Below are 25,133 nucleotides of genomic sequence, written 5' to 3' on the forward strand. Positions count from 1 at the left end.
AGAAGATTCTTCATCCAGGGTGGATGTAGTGACAAAGCTCCTGAGTGGGAAGTAGAGCAAGTAATCCACGTTGAGCCAGCATGTGAAGTAAGATTGAGCATGTTTGACTTGCCAGAAGATTTAGGTACTAAAGACGAGCCAGTATGTATCCCATCTGAGGATAATATACCTACTGGTGGAGCATATGGTGATGTTGCATTGTTACCACACTTGGAAGGTGCTTTGTGTAATGCTATTGCAGTAGGACATGAGGACAAAGTATCTAATGTTTTAGGTACTGATATGAAGAAGATTGAGCGTGTATGGAGCATCAAAGACTGGTGTAAGCATGACTCAGAAAAAACGTATACACAAGTTATCATAGCTACAGTTGATGCAGACTGTGACTTTGGTGGCGGAGAAGATACTACAGGAGTAGATACAGGAGATGTTAGTTTGACCGGTGTAATTGCTACTACAGCTAGCGAAGAAGTAGAGCAGGTAGAAGTGAAAGCAGTATTAGGAAGCGGAAGTCCATTGACTACTGTAACTACTGGAAATGGAGGATATGATTTCAACATAGCCGGTGGATCGCAGGTGAGTTTGGTACCAAGCAAAAATACTGGACACTTGAATGGTTTGAGTGTAATTGATGTAGTAAGCATTCAATCTCACGTATTGCAGAAAAATACATTGGATGATGCTTATAAATTAATAGCTGCGGATATAAATGGAAATGGAGAAGTAAATACGCTTGATGTATTGCAGTTGCGTAAATTGATCATGACAAAAGACGGTCAGTTGCCAAACAATACAAGCTGGAGATTCTTCGTGAACGACGGTACGATGAAAGAAAGCTTCGAGATTGCAAGCTTGAATGAAAACATGAATGTTGATTTCGTTGGTGTGAAAGTAGGAGATGTTGACTTGTCAGGAGATCCTTCAAGAAGCAGCAGAAGCAATAGAGCGAACTTGAACTTGAGCGTTGCTGATCGTGCATTGAAAGCAGGACAAACGTATCGATTGGATGTTACTTCAGATAATTTTGAGAATATCGCGGGAATGCAGTATACTCTTGAGTATGCAAGCAGCCAGGTAGAAGTAGAGACTATTGAGGCAGGTGCTTTGAACTATACGAAAGACCATTTCGTAAAAGCAGGAGCTGGTATCATTAGTTCTGTATGGAATGAAGCGAAATCTGAAGGTGTATCCTTATCTTCTAATGAAGTATTGTTCACAATCGTATTGAAAGCGAAAACAGATGTACAATTGAGAGATGTATTGAGTTTGAGTGACAAATTTACGATGACAGAGGCTGCAACAAGCGACCTTGAAGCACGTAATATTAGCTTGAACTTTAACGGAACTGATAACAACTTTGCGTTGTACCAAAACACGCCAAACCCTTACGCAGGTAAGACGGTAATTGGTTTCAACTTGCCAGAGGCATCAGACGCTAAATTAAGTGTATATGATGTAACAGGTAAAGTATTGAAAATAGTTGAAGGTTCTTACAACCAAGGCTACAACGAAGTTGAGTTGTTGAGTTCTGATTTGAATACAACTGGAGTATTGTACTATCAGTTAGATACAAAAACTTATACAGCGACTAAGAAGATGATCGTGATTGAGTAAGAATTCAGTCTGGATCATGAGTAACTGATGTTTTGAACGGACCGAGGTTATTGAAAGATAAAATCGGTTTTTGGGATGGCCTCTCTCCGCCCGAGCAATCGGGACCGGGGGGGGGCTTTTTTTATTTAGGAAAATTCTGTGCATACTATGAAATGACTTGGTATACAATAATATCATTCTTGGACAATAGTAAATGTGGTTCCTATCCTCTCATAACTCACCTTATTCAGTCTATCCAAATAAATTGTATTTCCTAAGTGCCCATTTAATTTATATATTTTATGATTATGTTGTCGCTAGCAAGTGGCGCTTTCAATAATGTTTATTTCCTTTTTCTCTTTGTTGTACATGTAGAGTGAATTCCCCTGAAAGTATTGGATTCTTTATGAAATTAAATTTGGTATAGTATTTGTTGCTTTTATAGCAAATTGTAACTACATGAATTTTTGGTTTTTTTTACTTATACCAATTGTTTTAGGAATGCTAAAGAAGTATAAAAAGAGTTAGAACTCCATTCTTCAGCTATTCTTGAATTATGTGATTAAAAATCCCGCAGAAATAAGTGGGAATTTTAGATAAGTCTTAATTTTTACTTTTTTATAGTAAAATTTTTACTCATTTTAAGCATATAGTTTCACTTTATTTTTCCTGGTATTATTGAACCCAGTTTCATGGTCTCAGGATTAGTTGATAAGCACTAAAAGCTGTAGGATTGATTTAATATTTACATTTTAGTCTTGCGTTTATCTTGGTCTCCAACAATTTCTTCCAATCGAAATGATTGTTTTTGATGTTATTATTTTGGCGCTTATTTCTTTATCTTAAATAATCATTAGAATTTTTTCCGTAAAGTAGTGTTCTCTTTTATTCATTGTCTTTATGAAAATGTATTTTATAGGACCCGCATCTACTGGTTTATCTAAATGTTAATTATTGGTGTTTTGATTTGTTCAAAATGTTTTACTTTCTATAGGATAGTTTATTCTTGCTACAGTGAAAGTTTATTAGGGGCTATCCAGGATTTTAATTATGTGTTCCCCGCTTTTTTAATGTAATAAGTCTTTATGCTTTTTTCTTAATAGGTGCTAAGCCTTTATTTGTTTCGAGATTGTCAAATTGAGTATATTATTATCTAGTTATGGATTTTGGTATGATGTAGTAAAGGTTTATGGAAATATATTTCAGTTTCTAAATAATTTCCTTGTTAGCTAACCTATATTATTTGGATGTATCAATCTCTTATATTGTAACCTTTCGGACAACCTCTTTGATTCATGTGTATTTTACTATAGACTAAGCAATGATTAAATATGTGTTATTTTGTTATAAGAATAAGATGTATATCCTAAGTATTTTAGATGTCGATTGAAGTGTTAATAATTGTAGATTATATACTCAGCTTAAATTGCTTCTGAAATTTTTTTGATAAAATTTATTAGGTGGTATATGGCTTGATTGTGCTAAAATTCTTGAATAATTTATGAATATTCAATGTTGAATGCAAAGGGAGTTTTTATCGAGATTAATTTTGCTTTTTACTAGATAGTGGGTATAGTATATTTGAAAGGGCGACCTCCTTCCTATGGTTGATTCAATAAGGGAAATTCATTAATTATTATCCTGTTCTTATGATTTCTAACCTCTCTTTATAAATCTTAAATTTTTTCATCACATATAAATAGGTATGGTTTTTGTCATAATGTATTTGAATAAAACCTAATATGATGAAAACCTTGTTTACTTGTTTCTTTTGCTTATTTTCTATTTTGTTGTTTTCCAGGCCATGTCCGGATGATAATACGGCTCCGGTAATATTGGGAGATGATTTGGACACCATGTGTAATGTAGATTTATTTAGTAATCCATATAGTGATTTTATTACCGTTGTTGAGGAAAGTGAATGTGGATTAGAGTCGGTATTATTTAGTATTGTTGATATTGTGCACGGAGATTGTGATAGTAATTTTACTAAAATTTATACAGTGAATTGGATAGCGGAAGATAAAGCTGGAAATCAGAGTACATTCCAACAGGTAATTACCATTCAAAGACCTCTTTTAGAGGAAATTGAATTTCCACAAGATACAGCCGTTCACTGTAGGTCCCAGGATTATGATAGTACTGAGTTATATGGAGAGCCTACAATTGGGGATGTATCGATTGGAATGTTATGTAGTATGAGGACAAAGTATAATTTGCTTGATACTATGAGTTCAATGGAACCGGGGCTCTGTCAGACACAAATTCGAAAAGAGTGGATAGTGCTCAACTGCGCTGGTGAGGAGATTCGCGATACCCAATTTATTAATTTGATAGATACTCTACAACCAATTATTGCATGTAGTACTCTTGACACCCAATATGTTTTGACGGTGGAAGAGGGAATGTGTTGTGCCGAATTTATTTTTCCTGATGTCAATGCATCGGATTATTGTACAGCCCGTGAGGACTTAGTGTATAGGTACACTATTAATGGTGAATTTACTGGAAAGAGTGATATGCTTATTCCGGGAACTTATGAAGCTGCTATCCTTGTATCGGATGAGTGTATGAATACTGATACGTGTTATTTTGAAGTAGAGGTATTGGAGCAAGAAGAGCAAGGATTAAACTGGAATTCAGATCGGAATGTAAAATTGGAGGATTCTCGTCAACGATTGAGTATTAGTGATAAATATGATATAAATGTTTACTGGAATGGAAATGAGGTTTCCATCGATTCTGAAGCTGAGTTAAAGGATGTAGTAGTTTATGATTTTCAGGGACGGTTGATTCATTCGGCACATTGGGATCGTAATGGGGTATATCATTTACGCTTACCACTTACAAAGCTGCGTGGAAGTGGTATTTTTATTGTAAGAATAAAATCTTTTGATAGTTTGGTTGAAAATGTTAAGCTAAGTATTTTGAAATAGCGAATAAATTGTTAAATTTGATATATAATATTAGAAGGAGAATTTGTTCTATGATTTCAAGGTATTAAATTAAGGAATATAAATCTTTTTCATGAAGTTTTTGGATATCCCATAAACCGTATTTTCACTATATTAAGATTAAGTTTTATCATTAAAGGGCACCTTTCAAAGAGTGCCCTTTTCCATTTTTTTTGTTAAAATATTACATATTATAAATTTTTTTAATGTATTATTGCATTAGAAACAAGAAACTATTAGTAAGTAATTTTTAACAAAACAAGGTCTCATGATGAAAACTATTACCAAATTAATAGTGCCCGGGAGAAGTGCGCACTATTTATGGGGAATGCTGGTCTTTTTAATAAGTACAGCTGCTCCAATCCAATCCTTCTCACAATGTCTTGAAGCTGCACAAAGCGCTTGTGATGACGAAACTGCAATAACGGTCCAGTTAACTGAAGATAATGCACTTGTTGTGCGTGTTAACAGTGAATTTTACAACGGAAATTTACCTGCAAGTTGTGATGCAGATAATTTCATGATCACAGTAACGGATTTGAGTTCTGATCCGGATACACTTGTAGCTGATGTAAATCCAAATGATCCATTTCGAAATAATAATGCGTGTCAATATGTAGGAAAGCGCCTACAAGCTACGCTGAATTATTTGGACGGAGACAATATGATCCCTGTCTGCGACCGTCCCTTATATGTACTTCCATATATAGAATGCTATGATACAACTCTATATTGTCACGAAGAAGTCTTTGAGAACTCAATGGATGAAACAATCTTGCCGATAAGATTGGGGTGCGAAGATTTCGATCCCAATGTGGAAGCTGAGATTATCAATGCTTATTTTAATAATAATACATCAATGGATACGCTTTTTCGTACATGGGAAGTAAGTATCAATAATGGTAAAGGTGTCACAACGTGTACAGATACGATTTTAAGAGAGGCCATCCCAAATGCAATTCTTTTTCCTTCTAATGACACCATTGCCTGTGAATTATGGGACGGGAATGCTCCTGCTCCTTCTCAATCCGGATACCCATACTTTATAGATGATGAATCCGGTGATACTATTTATTTAGATCCAGGGGAAGTACAACATTGTGTTAGTGTATCTTATTCTGACGAAGCCTGGGGAAGTCTGGGATGTGAGGTAGAGAAGTATATCCGATCGTGGAAGATAAGAACTGCGGAATTTGTAGCAGAAGGCGAACAAGAAATAACAATTCTTGATATGAATGGGCCCAGTGGTGAATTCCGATTTAAAGCGACGGATTCTATTGATTTTGTAACACAAGAGGATGATTCCTTGCGCTTACCAGTCTACCAGATATCCACGGGACAACACGATTGTACCTCCGATGGTACTTTACCGATTCTTTATGCTTCAGATGCATGCTCGGATGTAGCTAAAGTGGAAGTAGTAATTACTGTCGATGGGATTGACCAGGTGTTGTCAAACGGAGGTCCCATGATGGGATTTGATGAAGGTAAATATATCGCAAGGTATACTGCGTATGACGAGTGCTGGAATGATTCTACCTTTTATGTAGCTATTCAGGTAACAGACCAGGTGAATCCAACAGCGGTATTTGGTACTGATTATAACATTACTATGACCGGCTATGAAATTACCTGGTTGGATGTAGAAGATTTTGTAGCGAACAAAGTCTCTGATAATTGTGAGGTAGAAATGGTGGTTGCTCGCAGAATGGATGACCACGCTGTCGCTTGTGGCGCTAATGATTCATTATCTGTGTTGGGTATGTACCGGGAAAAGTATCGACAATGGTTGGAAGATGATGGTTGGGTATGTGCTGATATGATTGATCCAAATGAAGGTTGGATGGATAAAGTACCATTTTGTTGTAGTGATTTGGAAGATTCCGTCATGGTAGAATTTTTGATTTTTGATGGTTCATGTAATATGACCAGAGCAATGACGACCTTGATACCTGTAGATAAAGGTTCGGCGCGAATCACAGAAGAACTTGCAGATGTATCATTAGCTTGTGAAGCATGGACAGAAAACTATGAATCACTTATTTTTCCGAATGGTCGTGATTCTGTTCCCGATATAGACTCCTTAAATAAGTATTTTGGACAATATGAGTCTTATATCCCTGGTGGAAATATAGAGCCTACCGGGTATATAATCCAAGACCAGTTGTGTGAGCAAAATTTATCAGGGGCGTTGGTTCGTACGGATACTTCCTTTGAAATTTGGGGAGGTAAATTCCTGGGAATTTGTAGTGATAGCCTTACTCAGGAAGCTGAATTTTTGCAAGATGAGGGATGTAATACTTTCTCCATTGTGAGGAGATTTTTGATCAACGGAAATGTAATCGCGACACAGACCATTCGTACAGAAATTCGATGTCCGTTCGTAGAAGAATTATTTGAATATCCTGCCAAAGATACTATGATCACTGTTGCGGATATCAGTTATGTTCACAATGATGATTATTGGACCGGTAATCGATTTAATGTCGAGACGGAAGCTCCGGAATATATTGGATCTGATTGTAGAATTACTACCCTGGGATATTTTGATAAACTGATGGATATGATTTCCAGTCAAAATCCCAACGAAGCAGATGCTGTCATTATCCGTACGTGGTGTATGGCGGATTGGTGTGCCACTGATTTACCTGATGATTGGAAAACTGCTGCTGGCTCCGGAGGTGTACTAATGTTTGAGCAGCACATAAAGATTTTTGAAGATTCGGATAACCCCGATGTAGCATTGGAACCCGAACCTGATAACGTATCAGAAAACGATGGACCTGACGTCGTGGTGCCTGGAAATAATTCAGATGATGAAGAACCAGTGACAGAAGTTCCTGCCAATGAAAGTACTGATAAAACAATGGTAGATATCAAAGGTTTCGTTCGTACTGAAGATGCCTTGAATGTAAATAATGTGAGAATCAATGTCCGCAACAATTCCGATGAGAAAGAGATGATTACTAACGAATCAGGTTCTTTCGAAATGGAAGTGGGTATGGGAAGCGCTATAAGTATAGAACCCGTCAAATCAGGTTCTTTAATAAATGGTATTTCGACATTGGATTTAATACTTATACAACGTCATTTACTTAAGAAAAAACTTATTACGTCACCGTATAAATTAATTGCTGCAGATGCCAATAATGATAAGCGTTTAACTCCTGCTGATGTATTGACACTCCGCAAAATTATCCTGGGTAAGGAAACAAATTTAGCAGAAGAAAATGCCTGGAAGTTTGTTAACTCAGATTACAACTTTATAAATACAAAATCTGCATATTCTGAAGAATATCCTACAAGCGTAGACATTTGGGAGATAGATAAAGATTTGCAAAGTGATTTTGTAGCCATCAAACTCGGTGATATAAACGGAACTGTTAATGTTACTCGATCGTCTGGAAGAAGTAATTTGGAAACACGCTATTTGGAATTAGCGAATAAAATCCTTGAACCAGGACAAGAAATTGATATCCCAGTTCAATTGGTAGATTTGAAAGATCTTCTTGGAATGCAACTTGCTCTAAACTATGGAGAAGACCAGGTAGAAATTTTGGGAGTTTCCAGTGACCAAATTAGTATATCAAATGAAAATTTGAATGTGCAAAATGGAATAGTCCGGATAAGTTGGTCGGATTCAGAGGCGAAATCATTGAGCAATGAAGAACCAGTCTTTGTAATAAAATTGAAAGCAGAAAGGACGGTCTCGTTAAAAGATGTGATAGCCCTGAATACGCAAAGTATCTCACCTGAGGTTTATGATTCCAGAGAAAATGAGTTTGCTTTAGGATTAAGTTTTGGAGCAGAGGTAAAAGAAGATGCCTTTACACTGTATCAGAACAGACCTAATCCTACAAACGGGGAAACGATAATAGATTTCTCGATTGAAAATGAAAAGTCAGTGGAATTAGTTATACATGACGTAACCGGTAAAGCAGTCTACAGAAGTAAAGCGCATGCGAACAAAGGAATGAATCAGTTTAAAGTTCAAACCCATTCATTTAGTTCCGGAGTATATTATTACAGTGTGTCTGATGGGAAAAATGTGGCAACCCGAAAAATGGTTGTAATAAAATAAATAGTTAATTAGACCTTAGTAGGAAAGCTGCAGTGATTTGACCTTCACTGTGGCTTTTTTTTTGGGGAAAACTTAATCAAACTAATTCCTGTATTATGAAGGTATTTAGTATTTTAATGTGACCATATAATAAAATTTTAAAAATGATTTTAATATGAAGTTCGTAGCTATTAACCTAGCCTTTCTTACATTATTTGCAAGTTGTGCGTCTTCGACGGTTTTCCGAACATTACCTGGTGAGGCAAAATTATATTTAAACGACGAATATGTAGGTGAAACCCCTTACAATCATGAGGATACAAAAATAATGGGGTCCAGAACATCTGTTCGAATTGAAAAGGAAGGATATGAGACCCTTTATACCAACATTACAAGAAATGAAGAAGCAGATATTGGAGCAATTATTGGCGGAATATTTTTTTTATTCCCTTTTTTGTGGACAATGGGGTATAAATCTTCTCACCAATATGAATTAGTTCCTATGGAATCTGAAAAAAATACGGTAGGAAATAGCATGGGAGCCTTTGAACCCAATACTCTTACAGATGAACAGTATGATCAATTAGTCAAATTGAAAGACTTACTCGATAGAGAAATTATTTCGCAGTCAGAATTTGAAAAACGGAAAGCAAAAATTCTCAATCATTAAACTGGATTGCCATTTAAAGATACCATGCTTGGGTATACATAATCTATAGCGACGTAAACGTGCGATAAAATTCTGATAAAAATTGTGATTCTTCAATAGAAGAGTAATATATTGTATTTCCTATTTTGGGACAAATAACAATTTAATTTTATGCCCTCAGTCCTTAAAGTCCGATTGTCGATACTTTTATTTTTCGAATTTTTTGTTTGGGGTGCATGGTATACTACTATTGCCGTTTATATGTCAAATAACGGTATGGAGAATCTGACTCATTGGCCATTTACCGGAAATGCCATCGCAGCTATTGTTGCTCCTTTTATAGTTGGTATGATTGCTGACCGGTACTTTAATACGGAAAAAATACTGGGTACTTTGCATTTGCTGGGTGGGGTGATTTTATTATTTACCCCGGGGTTGTCTTCTAATCCGACATTGTTCATTCTTTTTTTAATCTTATATAACATTTGTTATATGCCCACTATGAGCTTGGCCAACTCCTTGTGTTTTCACCATATTAATAATCAGGAAAAAGAATTTCCAGTCATTCGTACTTTTGGTACTATTGGTTGGATCATAGCGGGTTTGGTGATAAGTTTTGTTTTGGTGTCTTTTGTTTCAGAGGGCATTACACCGGAACAAACGGCATTGCCCATTTATATGGCGGGAAGTTTTAGTCTATTATTAGGAATTTACTGTTTGACGCTTCCCAAAACACCTCCGCAAGGAAAGGGACAAGAAACCACCTGGCGTGGGATTTTAGGGGTGGATGCACTGAAAAAATTATGGAGTAGATCATTTTTTATTTTTCTCTTAAGCTCATTTCTTATTTGTATCCCATTGGCCGTGTATTATAATTTCACCCAGGTATATATGCAGGATGCAGGGTTCAAAAATATTGCAGCGACACAAACAATTGGACAAATGTCTGAGGCATTCTTTATGGTAATTATGCCATTTTTATTTGTTCGTCTGGGAGTGAAGTGGATGCTGGCCGTCGGGATGTTTGCCTGGGTATTGAGGTATGGTTTATTTGCCGTTGCAGCACCAGATGCAATTACCTGGATGATCTTAATGGGAATTGCTTTACATGGGATTTGTTATGATTTCTTTTTTGTGACAGGCCAAATATATGTTGATAAAAAAGCAGATCCATCTATAAAAGGACAGGCACAAGGGTTGATTATCTTTGTTACTTATGGTGTTGGAATGCTTGTTGGTACTCAAATTGCCGGAAAGATATTTAATTTTTACCTTGAAGATGCAAATAGACTTACTCTTGAAATGTGGAAGTCATTTTGGATAATTCCTGCAGTTTTTGCCTTGGGCGTCCTTTTATTTTTTGTTGTAAGTTTTAATGATAAAAAAGTAGATAAAAAAATTCAAAAAGAAGTACTATGAGAAAAATTGCTATGTTGGGTTCGGGATTTATTGGTAGATTCTATGCTGATTCAATTGTGGGGTTACGTAGTAAAGATAAAATTGTAAGTATTTTTTCAAGGAGTGAATCCAATGCCAATAAGTTTGCAGAGGATTATAATGTTCCCCATTCTACTACGGATATGAAAAAAGCTATAAATCACGGAGATGTGGATACGGTGGTTATTTCCCTTCCGAATAATTTACATGAAGAGGCAGTGATGGAGTGTGTAAAAGCAGGCAAAGGAGTGTTGTGTACAAAGCCATTAGGAAGAAACGCAGAAGAGGCAAAACGCATGATGGATGCGGTGGAAGAAGCCGGAATATTTAATGGATACCTGGAAGACCTGGTATATACGCCCAAGTACCTTAAGGCGTTGGAAAGCGTTCAAAAAGGAGCGTTGGGAAGTGTCCTTTGGGCAAGATCCCGAGAAGCGCACCCCGGTCCCCATTCTGAGTGGTTTTGGGACAAAGAAATGGCCGGTGGTGGATGCATCCTGGATTTGGGTTGTCACTGTATTGAAATAGGGAGGGGGTATATTGGAAAGGATATCAAACCCGTGGAGGTGATTTGCTGGGCGGATACTCAGGTGAAACCTATAGATGCTGAAGATCATGCCATTGGAATGGTCCGCTATGAGAATGGAGCCATAGGTCAGTTTGAAGTGAGTTGGACATTTAGAGGTGGATTGGATCTCAGGGATGAAGTGATGGGGTCAGAGGGTACTATTATGATCAACAATTTTCTTCGTACAGGTTTCGACATGTTTACTTCCGGAGAGGGATATGACTATGTAGCTGAAAAAGCAGAATCTAATAAGGGGTGGATTTTTCCAGTCGGCGATGAACTCCATGAATTGGGGTATAATTTTATGTTTACCGATATGTTTAATGCTATGGATAATGGCAATACTCCCGGGGAGACCTTTTACGATGGGTATGTGGTGAATGCTGTGATGGATGCCGCTTATACCTCCGTTAAATCAAAAAAGTGGGAGCCTGTTAAATTGGATGTTTGGAGAGGCAGGGAAGGTGTAGAAAAAATATCTTCCATGAGGGATTATGATGAGGATCACTATCTAGTAAAAGAAGAAACCACTCACTACGGTGCGAAAAAATATATTATCAAAAATAAATCTACAGGGAAGATTTCTGAAATAACAGAATGACCGAACAAAATCCACCTGTGAAGGTGGATCGAAGATGGTAAATCCATCTTCGGTGAGGAATCCAAGGGCTCTGTCCTGAGGGTGGGTTAGCAGTTTCCTCCTTGATACTTTTCTCGGAAGGGAGAGCCTACCACGGCGATGCATGTTCTATTTTCTATTCGAGAGAGAGTCTAACATTTGATAAAGCCTGCCCTTCTCTTCAACGGTCACGAAGGACTCCTCGGGAGAATCCCTGGGACAGAAGAGGAACTGAGGATGGGATTGAAGATTATCCAGCTTTTTGGCTATCCATCTGCCTTAGTACTAGATACGGTGGGCAGGCATTCTACAGCGAGACTTAGTCAGTATTCTTTTAAGCAGAGATTTTGAATGCTTGTAGAAAATATTTAAGTTTTATAAAAACTTTACCTGCTGATCATAAAACATTGGTTTTAGCTCTGAACTCAGCTTTCGTAGATATTGAAGACAGATTCAATATTACACAGCTTTGTCAGTTTGCGATTACTTTATAACTCTCAATATCAAAGATTATTTGCATTATCAAATTGAGTCTTTACCCTGTCTTACACCGAACCAATTTTGGAAAATGTTTAATTAGAAGTTAGGGCCGGAGTTCGAGCAGTTATAAACGTATCCCTGAGCCAAAGTATAAGCAAGCATTTTGTAGTACTATCAGTAGGGAATAATTCTGGAAATTGCCAGGGCCGTATTACTGATCCTTAACCAATGTATAATTGAGTTCGGACTCAATCAATTTCATATCCTGGTCCAACATATGCAATGTATCCGATGTTACAGATTTGCGTAAAAAATATTTTGAATCGTCTCTTTCATTTTCAGACATTAGTGTATAGATTATAGCATCTTCATTGTTATTATAACCTGTTTGACTGATTACATTTCCCGACTGGATATATTCATTGTCTTTTTGACCTAGATAGATTGATTGAAGTTGAAAACGGCTTCCATCAGACGATAACCGAAGTGTAGTCTCTATTCCCGAACAATCTGCACACGGAAGGGTGCCAAAAAATTCTTCCCACGTTTTTTCCTGAACTCTTGTTTCCGAATCTTGTGTGATATCTTCAGTCTGTTGTTCATTAGTGGAGTCTTCATTATTACAACTGAATAAGAGAATAATATAAAATGAAACCAGAAAAGGAATGAAATAGGTGACCTTCATTTTGTTGAATTGATATTTGTTAAAATACATATGTATAACTTATCTATAGGTGAATTTATTACCTATGTAGGAGCAAATATACTTCATTCTTGATATATTGTAGATTATGGAAAATAATATGTCTAAAAGGGATTGGTTGGCTATTGAACGAACCCACCTGGCCAATGAAAGGAATATGCTGGCCTACCTGAGATCAGCTTTAGTCATGTTTGCCACGGGTATTGGCCTCACTCACATCGAATATTTTGATCAGGTGAAAGTATTGGGGATCGTATTTGTCATTGTTGCTCCCCTTCTTATAATATGGGGAACTGCGAGATATTACCGCAGGAAGGCTAAAATTGAAAGTTATTACAAAGATATCGAATAGATCGATAAATTACTGAATTTTTCCATGTAGTAGGACGTACTTAAGCTTTCTTGCACTATTGCTTTTATTGTAGTGTAAAAAAAGTATTTAGTGGTAATAATAATCTTTCGGAAGTTAGCCATCCTTCACAAGAAAATGAATTTAGTTCTTCCTCTTCAGTCAATGTGCAGAAGATGGTCTTAAAGGAAAGCTAACCCTAATCACTTGTTACAAGTCATCAGCAAACCTTATTTGGAATGTACAGTACTGGTTTATTATTAATTATCCCGGTTACCTCCCAGGAGAGGCAGTTAATTTGGATCACATTTCTTTGAATCATTTCAGATAGATAAAGAATAGACAATATTTGCAACGGATTTTCAAGTATATATCTCTTTTGAACATTGAATCGATTTTGAGATGATTTTATAAATATATTTACGTTGTCTAATTTTATTTGTTAGATAAATAAAACTTTTTTAGTTTTGTATGTGGATAAGAAATGCATTAATTATGAAAAGTAAACTTCTACTGGTATTAATAATAGTTGGATTGGGATATTTCGCCACTGCCCAAAATGTAGTTGTATTTGGAAAAATTTTTGAAGAGGAATCTCCCCTTCCTTTCGCCTCTGTTATTGCAGATAATGGTATAGGTGGTACAAGCACGAATGAGTCGGGTATATATTCTCTGACGTTAAAAAAAGGGGAAGAGTATGAAATCACGGCTTCCTATGTGGGATATTTTCCAAAAAAAATAAAATTAAGTGCCGATGGTAGTGATAGTATTCGACTCGATTTTGAATTAAAAAGATCTGCTGCATTGGAAGAAGTGGTGGTTACCGGGACAATGAAACCATCGTATGTTTCGGAGTCTCCAATTAAGATCGACGTTATTTCATTTTCGCAATTGGAGACTTTTATGCCGGTAGCAGGATCATCGATAGTAGAAAATATAAAGCTGGTTAATGGTGTACAGGAGGTCGTTGCGTGTGGAGTTTGTTTTACGAATAGCATCAGTATTAATGGTTTGCCGGGACCCTACACAGCAGTATTAATGGATGGAACCCCAATGTATGGTAATCTGGCTTCTGTTTATGGACTTAATGGTATTCCAAGCATGATTATTGACCGCATGGAAATTATAAAAGGGCCGAGTAGTACGCTCTATGGATCCGAAGCAGTGGCTGGTGTAATCAATATAATAACCAAAGATCCTTCTGAACAGCCATTGGTTTCTTTGGATATAATGGGAACCTCCCATAAAGAGAGTTTTGGAAACCTGGCCATTGCCCCTAAAATAGGTGAAACAGCCGGGTATATAGGTCTAAATTATGCGTATGTAAATGATTTTGATGATTCAAATAATGATGGATTCGGGGATGGCATTAATATGGATCGTATTTCTGCTTTTACGAAGTGGGATATACACAGGAAAAGCGGAAAGGAGTTTTCAATAGTGGGCCGATATTATTATGAAGATCGTAGGAATGGGGTAGAAGAATATTTAAAGGATCGAAATTATAGGGATTTAAGAGGTAGTGAGCATATCTACGGTGAGAGCATTTATACCAATCGAATGGAGCTCTTTGGTACCTATGAGTTAAATATGAAGCCCGATATAAAGGTAGACTTTTCCCTATCAGACCATCAACAGGATAGTTATTACGGTACTGATTTTTACAAAGCAGATCAGCAAATTGCTTTTGCTAATCTGTTGTGGAACAAGGATCTCGGTTACCATGATTTGCTATTTGGACTGACAAATCGATATCAGGCCTATGACGATAATACTGTAGCTACTGAAAAAACTGTGAATGGGTCTACATTCAACCATCCAAATAATCAATGGATACCGGGCGTATTTGTACAGGATGAATTTAGGCCAGTGGAAAAATGGATTTTATTGGGGGGAATGCGAATGGATCATTATGAAAATCATGGTTTGATCTTTGCTCCCAGACTAAATATTAAATTCAAACCTTCGGTGTGGACTACATATCGTTTGAATTTTGGTACGGGTTTTCGAATTGTAAACTTATTTACGGAAGATCATGCATTTGTAACGGGGCAAAGAGAAGTAATTATTACGGAAGAATTAAACCCCGAGCAATCTTACAATGCTTCTTTTAATATAAATCATATATATAGTTTATTTGAAGGTAGTGGCTCTATTGATATAGACGGATATTATACTCACTTTACTAATAAAATTAACCCCGATTATTCCGATCCCGGACAAATTATATATTCCAATTCGGATGGATATGCAAGAACCATGGGGATTGGTGTAAATGTCAATTACAGCTTTACTTTTCCCCTGGGGTTGAGCCTGGGAATGAATATACAAGATGTAAGAGAGACTGAAATTCTGGAGTCCGGGCAAAAAAAACATACTCGGCTTGAGTTTGCTCCAAGATGGAGTGGAGTGGCAACCGCTAATTTCCAATGGAGAAAACAGGGAATTACCATGGCCTATACTGCTCGAATAACTGGCGATATGGAACTCCCAGAGGTATATGATCTGGATGAATCCGGTAATCCATTATTCTCTTCACGCCCTACTAACAGTCAACCGTTTTCGATCCATACCTTCCAGGTCATCAAGAAAATTAATGATGGAATTTCAATTTATGCGGGACTCCAGAATATCTGGGACTACAGACAGGATTTATCACCATTAATTGGGTATAACGATCCTAACTCACCTGTAGGTTTTAGTGATCACTTCGATACAGTTTATGCCTATTCCCCTAATCACGGCAGGGAGTTTTATTTGGGAGTTAGGTGGAATGGTTGGATGAGAAAATAGTAGTTGGGACAAATGAGTAACCTGGTGCAAATTGTACTCGATTATTCGGAAATCAGATCTTTCATTTGTTGTAGTGTATCTGCTTGCTCCGGCTTTTTGTCTTTTCTCCATCGATGAATACGAGGAAAGCGTACAGCTACTCCGGATTTATGTCGGTTCGATGGTGAAATACCCTCGAAGGCAATTTCGAATACCAAATTAGGATGGACAGAACGAACAGGTCCAAAACGTTCAATAGTATTACTCATTACATAGGAAGACACTTCCCGGAATTCTAAGTCCGTCAAACCACTATATGCTTTAGCCACTGGAACAAGCTGACGGTCATCAGACCAGACAGCAAAGGTATAATCGGTAAATAAATTGGCTCTTCTTCCATGCCCTGATTGGGCATATATTAACACAGCATCAATGGTGTAGGGATCAAGCTTCCATTTATACCAGCTGCCTTTTTTCCTTCCAGAATGGTAAATACTCTTTTGGTCTTTAAGCATAAGGCCTTCAGCATTAACCGACCGGGCATTTTTTCTAAAAAGAGTCAAATCATCAATAGTTTTAAAAGCAAGCGCTTTATTTGCGGTTATTCTTTCTATATTTTTAAGTATTTTATTTAATTCGAAAAATCGTTTTGATAGTTTCTCGTTCCGTATATCATTTCCGTTAAGTTCTAATAAATCAAAAGCGATAAAAGCAACCGGATGTTTTACCATAATATTTTTAGAGACTTTTTTTCTACCCAATCGTTTTTGAAGATGGTGAAACGGTTTTATCTCATCCCCTTTTATAACCAAGATTTCTCCGTCAAGTACGGTTCCATTTGGTAGTTTTTTAGCCTCCTCTTGGATTTCAGGAAATTGATTTGTAATCAATTCCTGACCTCTACTCCATATAAATACAGTTTCCGATCTTTTTATGATTTGGCCTCTGATTCCATCCCATTTGTATTCGGCCTGCCATTGATTAATATCAACTATTTCACTGGTAGAATCTTTCAATGCGTACGCCAGACAAAATGGGTAAGGTTTGGAATCATCAGCATTAATTGATTGTTGAAAGAGATCCTCAAAAGAAATCGATCCCGGATCCCATTTCCCGCTTAAGCAATATAATATATAACTCTCTTCTTTCCCTAAATGCCGGGCCAGACTTCGTGCAATTAATTTTTGTGACATACCCACACGCCAACCTCCTGTCAAAAGTTTATTGAAGACAAATCTTTCCATTTGACTGAAATTGAGCCACTGATTAGTCACCCATTTTTTCTTCTCTTCAATATCTTCAAGGTCTTTGATGTGCAATAAGTCTTTCATTAAGTCATGTAGCGTAATTTCACTTCCATTCATTTCATCCGGAAGCAGTAATGCTAATGTTTCTGCTAAATCTCCTACTACATAATAACTTTCTTCCAAAAGCCAAAGTGGGACTCCGGATGCATCTGCAGCCCATTCTCTGAGGTTGGATGTGTTGGCTATCCTGCCAATTTTCTTTTTCGAGAGAATGTAAGTAGCCCAAAGTTTGTCATTATCACCTGCTGAATCGAGGTAAAGGCAAAATTGCTTTACTTTATTATTTATACTTGTCGTACGGTCTAATTTAGTGATCAGCTGTGTAAATAATTTCATTCTTCTCTGGTTAAGGGGGTTCGCTGGATATCAGGACATTCCAGATTATTTTCTCTAAACCATTGTGAAACGACATCTGTATAACCGTGGACAGGATATATTTTCGAAGCTCCTGTTGCATAAACAGCTTTATTCAAATCGGGCCAATCGACATGGTCACTTATGACAAATCCCCTGCCGTAGTTTCTTCGTCTACGTATACCTCGCACTTGCATCCAACCACTGGCAAATGCGGTGTCTTTGTTTTTTAATTTTTTCACCCAATTCGCTTCTGCCGCCATTGAAGGCATAATCAATAAAGCACCTTCTAGTTCTTCTGGGTTATCAGGATTTATAACCGGCAACTGGGGAAGTTTTCCACCTGATTTTCGTATTACTTCATTGAGATCGGCAATGGTGTAGTGAATATACATGTTTTCAATTTCATCCGACAATAAGTTGATTAGGCGTTGGGCTTTGCCCAATGAATACGCCGATAAAATTGATGTAATGCCATTGGAGAGATTTGTATTATACCATTTGAGTATCTCTTTTTTAATTTCACTTTGTGGTTGCCACCGGAAAATGGGTAGTCCGAATGTACATTCCGTGACAAAATGATGGCATGATATTGGTTCAAAAGGGGTAGATATCCCATCATTTTGGAGTTTGTAATCGCCGGATATGACGGCTATTTCACCCTTACTTTCTATTCTTACCTGTGCCGAACCAAAGATATGTCCAGCTGGATGAAAAGATATTTTTACCCCGTTGTGTGTAATGTTTTTTGCATATTCCACTCCGGATATTTGTATTGAACCGAGTCGGTGTTTCAATATCTGTAAGGACTTTTTGGCACACAGATACTTTTTGTGACCTTTCCGTGCATGATCTGAATGTCCATGCGTAATGACAGCATGCGAAACCGGAGACACCGGATCTATATAAAAGCCACCTTCGGGGCAATAGATACCTTTTTTTGTGAATTCAATAATCGCCATATGTAACCAATATACGGGATTTTAAATGGAATTTAAATTCATTATCTCCACTCCTGCAATGCAGCATTAAGAGCTTCTTCTACCCGTATTCTCGGTTTGTGAAAATAAATCATTCCATGACCGGGCAACATTATATCGGTATCGATCTTTGAAAATCGAAGGAGTGATTCCGTATATTTACTTTTGTCAAAGTCAATGGAGCCATCCCACCCGAAAAATCCACTTAATAAGGTACCGATGACATCTCCACTTACGACAATTTTCTTTCCTTCCCATTGAAAAAGATAGGCTGTACATCCCATACTGTGCCCAGGTAAATGCATGGCTTCAATTTCCAGATTGAGAATAGTGAATTTTTCTTTGTCTACAATGCGACGGTCCACTTCGAAAGGAGAAAAAGTTTTGTGATAGAGGTATCCACAGCACCGATCATCCCCCGTTGCCACAGCATCAGCTGTTTCATTAATAGCAATTGTATATATATCCATTTCTTTTATTAGATGTCCTGCACCGGCATGGTCCAAATGAGGATGGGTGAACAGGCAGAACTTTATATCTTTGGGGTCAAGCCCCCAATATCTCATATTTCCAAAAATTTGCTCCAGGGTATCACCACATCCACAATCAAAGAGGATTAATCCATCATTCGTTTTTAGTGTATAGGTGTTGCCATCGTTCCACATTGCTCCGGGCTGGTCGTAGGTGATTCCATTCAAGTCACCGCCTACCTGGTATAAACCATTTAATATTTGCATTTTCTTTTAAGTTTAAAAGTAGAATTAATTAAGTAACATTTAATTGGCCAATGAGTATTTTTCTATATTCAAGGTCATTCCATCAAGTATAAAGATAACTATGAATATTTTTGATAAAACGTTACTGGGAATAACAACATTCTTTTAGGCTTGAAGATTTTTTCTTGTAACGAAGTTAATGAGGGAAAGAGATATTTATTAACTGATGATATCTATAATTCTGATGTTGCATTGATTGATAATTCTGAAAATAAGCGTTTCACTGTATTCGAATTAGATGATTCCATGTCTTCTTCTGGATAGGTGTATCCTATGGGTGAATTGACTGATCTTGTCATATTTGAAGGGAGAATTTACTTGGCATCCAACGTTAAATTAAATTGTTTGTTCTGCATTCTATACCCGGTGGTTTTCTTTTTACAATCGTGAAAGGACCGTATAGTATCAATACTATCTATTCCCTTCAGTTTGAAAAGGGGCTATAATATGTCTATCAGTAAAGCGTGAATCGAATTATCAGTGTTTTGTTTTATCCCAGCAGAAGAAATAGTGGAATTATATGAGAAAGGAATTATAGACTTACATTTTCCGTAAATACCGCCAGTGTTTATAAATAATCGATTAGTTACTTCGGCTTATAATTATAAGCAGGGAGTTATACCCTTGGCGTTTTGGTTTGACCGGTTCGATAGGCAGAGGAAAATGGTCAATGCCGAAAGAGACAAACGCAGGCATAGCTTTAGCTGCGGCGAGTATTGACGATGAAGGAAGTGATCATTTCCCTCCGCAGAAATCGGTCAGAATCAAGAGTCATGGGTTTAGTATTATTTTCTTCTACCAATTTATTCTTTTAAATCCTTCCCCAAATCCATTTTATGTGGATTTGTTTTTGCCCGATTAGAGGAGTAAAAATAGCGATTTCAATAAAAATTTTGGTTTAATGGTAGCGAGAGGAATAAATAGAGATTCTTTTTATGTTAGATCTAGGCATAGACCGATACTAATGGAATTTAATAACTATAGTGAATTATTAGGTGAATTTCATTTTGGTAATGGTGCTTTTTTCGTGAATATATAAATCAGATAATAGTTGAAAGGAAAAAGTCTGGATATGACTAGCCCGAAGGGGGTGGTTTTAATTATGCAAGTGTGTTAATATGCAATGGAAAATTCTAGTTTCAAAAGGTCAATGCAGCAATGGAGATCCGAGGCAGACCGGATGAGTATTACTTCTTGGTATGATTACCCTAGAAAAATATTCATAGTAAGTAAAATGAAATATTCATTTGAAAGAAGAATTATATCTCCTATTGCAGTTTGAAAATGAAATCATAACCGGGTAAGGATCTAAAGGTATTCAGTGGTGTGGTATCCATGGTATTATGTTGGATTATACTATTTTTGTGTACTTTAAAAATGAACTAAAATCTATATAGTGAAAATAGCCATTGCTCAAATCAATTATCACATAGGCAATTTTGAAGGGAATTTTTCCAAAATGAAGGAAGCGATCACAAAAGCCAGGGGAGAAGGGGCTGACCTGGTATGCTTTAGTGAGTTAGCTACTACTGGGTACCCACCCAGGGATTTTCTTGAATTTCGGGATTTCGTAGAACTTTCGAATAGGTTAATTGATCGCCTTAAGGATCTTAGCGGAGACCTGGGAATAATATTGGGTGCTCCAACAATCAACCCGGTAATTGAAGGTAAAGATTTGTTCAATTCCGTTTACTTAATTCACGAAAAGGAAGTGAAATATGTACAACACAAGGCACTTTTACCGACCTATGATATTTTCGATGAGTATCGGTATTTTGAGCCGGGCAGGGGATTTGGTGTAGTTGAATTTAAAGGTAAGAAAATTGCACTTACTGTCTGTGAAGATATTTGGAATGTGGGTAATGAAAATCCACTGTATACTATTTCACCGTTGGATGAAATTATCGGACTAAAACCCGATTTTGTGGTGAATGTATCGGCATCACCTTTTTCATATAAACAATCGCAGCAAAGGATAGAGGTGGTAAAGGCGAACGTTGACCGGTATAAAATACCTTTTTTTTATATCAATCATTGTGGGGCTCAAACTGAATTACTATTCGATGGTGGTTCATTGGTGGTTAATCAGCGTGGGGTGGTAGTAGATGAGATGCCTTACTTCGAGGAATGTTTTCGATGTTATGACCTGGAAGAAGTAGTGGCGACTGATGTAAGTAATGAACAGGATAAATCTAAGATGGATTTGATCCACCGAGGAATTGTCATGGGCATCCGTGATTACTTTGGGAAATTAGGACTCAAGACTGCAGTACTTGGACTTTCGGGGGGTATTGATTCTGCTGTTACCTGTGCTTTGGCGGCAGAGGCTTTGGGGCCGGAGAATGTTCGCGTGGCTCTTATGCCCAGTAAATATTCCTCAGATCATTCGGTAGATGATGCGCGGCAATTGGCAGAGAATCTTGGTGTCCAATATGATATTATCAGTATTCGGGATCCATATGAGGCTTTTTTGAATAGTATGAAACCCGTGTTTCTGGGGCGTAAATTTGATGTAACAGAAGAAAATATCCAGGCGAGGATAAGAGGTACGATAGTAATGGCTATTTCCAATAAATTCGGAGCTATCCTATTAAATACTTCCAATAAGAGTGAGGCTGCAGTGGGATATGGGACACTGTATGGCGATATGGCGGGAGGATTGTCGGTAATCGGTGATGTTTACAAAACAGAGGTATATGAACTTGCCAGATATATTAACCGGAATAAAGAAGTTATCCCCGAGAATTCAATTATTAAACCACCTTCAGCTGAATTGCGGCCTGACCAAAAGGACAGTGACTCTCTCCCTGAATACGAGATACTTGATGAAATACTTTATCAATATATTGAGGAAGTAAAAAGTCCTCAGGATATTATTGCTGATGGATATGACGCCGAATTAGTGGCAAGAATCCTTAAACTAGTCAATACAAATGAATTCAAAAGATTCCAGGCTCCTCCTGTAATCCGGGTAAGTCCCAAAGCATTTGGAATGGGTAGGAGAATGCCTATCGTTGGAAAATATTTATCATGAACAAGTAACTCCAAGCGTTAATCCGTAAGACACTAGTTTGAATTGAAAAGCCCGAAGTTTACTTTCCAACATTGCGTTTTGACCTTTAAACAGTAAGCGATAGACAACAATCTTCTATCACTAGTTTTACTCTTCTTTTATAATAATTTAAGAATTTTATAAAGATTTGATAAATAGGTAATTGTGTGAATGGTGACTGATGGATGATATTTTTATCCTTCAATCAATTATATCAATTATTATGTTGCGCTTGTACCGGAGAGTAAAACCGTTCATTGTTACCTCATTATTCTTTCTTCTATCTAGTATATTACTGATAACTATATTTTCAAAGAGGGAACTTCATTTGATGATCAATAAATGGAACCACCCATTTCTGGACCAATTTTTCAAGTATGTTACTTACCTCGGTGATGGATTAGTAGTGATCTTATCCATTCCGGTGATAGCTTACTTGCGAAAAAAAAACATAAGGAAATGTATTTATTTAGGCCTTTCAATATGTTTAGGGGCCGGAATAATTGCTCAATTCTTTAAAAAGCTGGTTTTTAAAGGAAGCAAACGACCTGCAGCTTATTTTCCTAATGATGTTCTCCACCTTGTGAAAGGCGTAAAAGTTCATTATTGGCATACCTTCCCTTCAGGACATAGTGCATCTGTATACGCATTAATGCTATTTTGTGTTTTTTTGTTTCCGAAAAACAAGTTGTTTCAGGTCTTTTGTGCTATAATTGCTTTTATAGTATCGTTGTCCAGAGTATATTTATCCCAACATTTTTTAGAGGATATTATAGGGGGAATGGTGTTGGGGGTAGTATTGTTTTTCCCAATAGTAAAAAGTTTTTATATAAAGTCCGAAGAATATATCGTAGAGTGGAACTGAAATTTAATGATCAATCAAGGTTAGTTCTATTACTAATATTCGGCCATTTTATTTTCAGGCTTTTTGTTGCCGTGAATATTGAACTGAGTATAGATGAGGCGTATTATGCCTTGTATGCATTATATCCTGAGTGGAGCTATTTTGATCATCCGCCTATGGTGGGGCAATTGATCCGCTTAACCACATTGGGAATGAATTTTCCTACAGAACTTTCAATGCGCCTGGGACCCTTATTAATCGGGTCAGTAAATCTATATTGGGTCTATAAAATTGGGGTTTTGATTTCCGGTCATAGAGTTGGGCTCTTCGCAATGGTAATGACTATTGGGTCTGTTTATATTTGTCTGATAACAGGTGTATTTATTATGCCTGATGCTCCTCAAAGCTTATTTTGGTTAATTTCTATACTATGTTTTATTCAATACCTCAAAAAAGATAAAATTATATTTTTATTGGGGTTTTGTTTTACTTGTGGATTGGCTTTGCTTTCAAAATATCACAGTGTTTTTTTAATCGTTGGCGCCCTTTTCTATTTCCTGGTTTTTGCGTTTCGAAAAAAAAATTTTAAAGAAGTATTATTTGTTCTCATCATTCCCATTTTAATCTTTTTGCCAGTTTTGATTTGGAATTATCAACATGAATTCATGTCTTTTACCTTTCATGAGAATCGGGTTGGTAATTCAGAATTTACAATAACCTGGAATTATTTTCTGACGGAGTTATTGGGGCAGATTTTTTATATCAATTTATTTAATGCTATACTTGTTGTGATTGGAATTCGTCTGGTAATAAAAAACTGGGCCCAATTTAATCGAGATGCGGTGTTGGTTTTTTTATATGCCTGCGGTCTACCCCTAATCGCAATCGTATTGATTATGTCTTTCTTTAACCAGACATTGCCACATTGGAGTGGACCTGCCTATTTTTCATTATTCTTAGCAACGGCCTATGTCCTGGAAGGTGTTGGGATATTGTCGAATTCAAAAAGAGTTAGGCGATTACTTAAATGGGGGATTGGTTTTTTGGTCTTTACTATTGGCCTTGGATTAGCCCACTTTAATTGGGGAATTTTGCCTATGGAGGAATCTTCCGATCCGGATCGAATGGGGATGCATGATATTAGTTTGGATTCATATGGTTGGGGAACATTAAAAGAACAATTCAATGAGTTAGCAGAAAGAGATGTTGCTTTTGGGATTATGGATAGTTCCTTTTCTTTGATTACGAGAAACTGGTTTCCGGCAGGCCATATAGATTTTTACTTTGGATTCTCTGAAGGCAGGGACTTGTTTGTGACTGACAAACTAACAGAAAAACACCAATATCATTTTACCAACAAATACCGTGGTGGAATTCCCCCAGGTGGAGATGCTTATTTTATAACATCATCTCGTCATTATTACCCTCCCAAAGAGGACTTGTTACAATCATTTGAATCGGTTGATGAGCCTGTTAAATTATACGTATATCGCTCCGGAAAACCAACGTATTTCCTATATATCTATAGACTCAGAGGGGCGACAAAACGCATGTTTGGATTTTAGCAGGTGTTGTAATAAGTTGGTTTTTAGATATTTAAATGTGTTTGTGTTTGCTTGTTTTTTTTAGGTTTTTG

The 25,133-nt window shown here is 36.9% G+C and carries 16 protein-coding genes; 12 read left to right on the plus strand and 4 right to left on the minus strand.

Translation table 11 applies throughout. The features are described from left to right. The 6 genes from LVD47_RS13055 to LVD47_RS13080 form a co-directional block, all read left to right on the plus strand. Positions 1-1,614 (plus strand): cohesin domain-containing protein (locus LVD47_RS13055; protein WP_236976954.1); only part of this gene is annotated, 1,614 nt, incomplete at its 5' end. Between the two features lie 1,721 nt (positions 1,615-3,335). Continuing rightward, positions 3,336-4,529 carry a hypothetical protein gene (locus tag LVD47_RS13060; RefSeq protein WP_236976955.1) on the plus strand — a complete coding sequence of 398 codons (1,194 nt, stop codon included), beginning with the start codon at positions 3,336-3,338 and terminating at the stop codon, positions 4,527-4,529. A gap of 286 nt (positions 4,530-4,815) precedes the next feature. Further along, a complete protein-coding gene (locus LVD47_RS13065; RefSeq protein ID WP_236976956.1) occupies positions 4,816-8,628 on the plus strand; it encodes a T9SS type A sorting domain-containing protein in 3,813 nt (1,270 codons plus the stop codon). 154 nt (positions 8,629-8,782) lie between these two features. After that, the gene (locus LVD47_RS13070) at positions 8,783-9,277 is read left to right on the plus strand and encodes a PEGA domain-containing protein (protein WP_236976957.1); all 495 of its coding nucleotides are present in this window, start codon (positions 8,783-8,785) and stop codon (positions 9,275-9,277) included. A 150-nt stretch (positions 9,278-9,427) separates the two neighbouring features. Next, entirely contained in the window at positions 9,428-10,675 is a 1,248-nt protein-coding gene (locus tag LVD47_RS13075; RefSeq protein ID WP_236976958.1) for an MFS transporter, read from the plus strand. After that, positions 10,672-11,862 (plus strand): Gfo/Idh/MocA family protein, encoded by a 1,191-nt coding sequence (locus LVD47_RS13080; RefSeq protein ID WP_236976959.1) that lies wholly within the window; start codon positions 10,672-10,674, stop codon positions 11,860-11,862. Before LVD47_RS13075 ends, LVD47_RS13080 begins: the two co-directional genes overlap by 4 nt. 709 nt (positions 11,863-12,571) lie before the next feature. Here the strand turns inward: LVD47_RS13080 and LVD47_RS13085 are convergent. Beyond that, the gene (locus tag LVD47_RS13085) at positions 12,572-13,045 is read right to left on the minus strand and encodes a copper resistance protein NlpE (protein ID WP_236976960.1); all 474 of its coding nucleotides are present in this window, start codon (positions 13,043-13,045) and stop codon (positions 12,572-12,574) included. Positions 13,046-13,151: 106 nt separating this feature from the next. Here LVD47_RS13085 and LVD47_RS13090 point away from each other — a divergent pair, with 106 nt between their 5' ends. Then, on the plus strand, positions 13,152-13,415 hold the full coding sequence (locus tag LVD47_RS13090) for a DUF202 domain-containing protein (protein ID WP_236976961.1): 264 nt from the start codon (positions 13,152-13,154) through the stop codon (positions 13,413-13,415). Positions 13,416-13,907: 492 nt separating this feature from the next. Then, positions 13,908-16,205: a TonB-dependent receptor gene (locus LVD47_RS13095; protein WP_236976963.1), complete on the plus strand. Its 2,298-nt coding sequence runs from the start codon at positions 13,908-13,910 to the stop codon at positions 16,203-16,205. A 41-nt stretch (positions 16,206-16,246) separates the two neighbouring features. On the opposite strand, the gene LVD47_RS13100 is transcribed toward LVD47_RS13095, so the two are convergent. Genes LVD47_RS13100 through LVD47_RS13110 form a run of 3 tightly spaced genes read right to left on the minus strand, consistent with a single transcriptional unit; the run spans position 16,247 to position 19,562 of the window. Then, the gene (locus LVD47_RS13100; protein WP_236976965.1) at positions 16,247-17,827 is read right to left on the minus strand and encodes an ATP-dependent DNA ligase; all 1,581 of its coding nucleotides are present in this window, start codon (positions 17,825-17,827) and stop codon (positions 16,247-16,249) included. Continuing rightward, positions 17,824-18,807 carry a ligase-associated DNA damage response exonuclease gene (locus LVD47_RS13105; RefSeq protein WP_236976967.1) on the minus strand — a complete coding sequence of 328 codons (984 nt, stop codon included), beginning with the start codon at positions 18,805-18,807 and terminating at the stop codon, positions 17,824-17,826. The genes LVD47_RS13100 and LVD47_RS13105 overlap by 4 nt, the downstream gene beginning before the upstream one ends. A 41-nt stretch (positions 18,808-18,848) precedes the next feature. Continuing rightward, complete coding sequence (locus LVD47_RS13110) at positions 18,849-19,562, minus strand: MBL fold metallo-hydrolase (protein WP_236976969.1); 714 nt, start codon at positions 19,560-19,562, stop codon at positions 18,849-18,851. Positions 19,563-20,271: 709 nt separating this feature from the next. Here LVD47_RS13110 and LVD47_RS13115 point away from each other — a divergent pair. The 4 genes from LVD47_RS13115 (at position 20,272) to LVD47_RS13130 (ending at position 25,062) form a co-directional block, all read left to right on the plus strand. Continuing rightward, a complete protein-coding gene (locus tag LVD47_RS13115) occupies positions 20,272-20,463 on the plus strand; it encodes a hypothetical protein (RefSeq protein WP_236976971.1) in 192 nt (63 codons plus the stop codon). Between the two features lie 534 nt (positions 20,464-20,997). After that, the gene (locus LVD47_RS13120; RefSeq protein WP_236976973.1) at positions 20,998-22,635 is read left to right on the plus strand and encodes an NAD+ synthase; all 1,638 of its coding nucleotides are present in this window, start codon (positions 20,998-21,000) and stop codon (positions 22,633-22,635) included. 349 nt (positions 22,636-22,984) lie between these two features. Continuing rightward, the gene (locus LVD47_RS13125; RefSeq protein ID WP_236976975.1) at positions 22,985-23,518 is read left to right on the plus strand and encodes a phosphatase PAP2 family protein; all 534 of its coding nucleotides are present in this window, start codon (positions 22,985-22,987) and stop codon (positions 23,516-23,518) included. Continuing rightward, positions 23,509-25,062 carry an ArnT family glycosyltransferase gene (locus LVD47_RS13130; RefSeq protein ID WP_236976977.1) on the plus strand — a complete coding sequence of 518 codons (1,554 nt, stop codon included), beginning with the start codon at positions 23,509-23,511 and terminating at the stop codon, positions 25,060-25,062. Before LVD47_RS13125 ends, LVD47_RS13130 begins: the two co-directional genes overlap by 10 nt. Positions 25,063-25,133 lie beyond the last annotated feature (71 nt).

Origin of the sequence: Membranihabitans maritimus (assembly GCF_021729145.1) — a bacterium.
GTDB lineage: Bacteria > Bacteroidota > Bacteroidia > Chitinophagales > Saprospiraceae > Membranihabitans > Membranihabitans maritimus.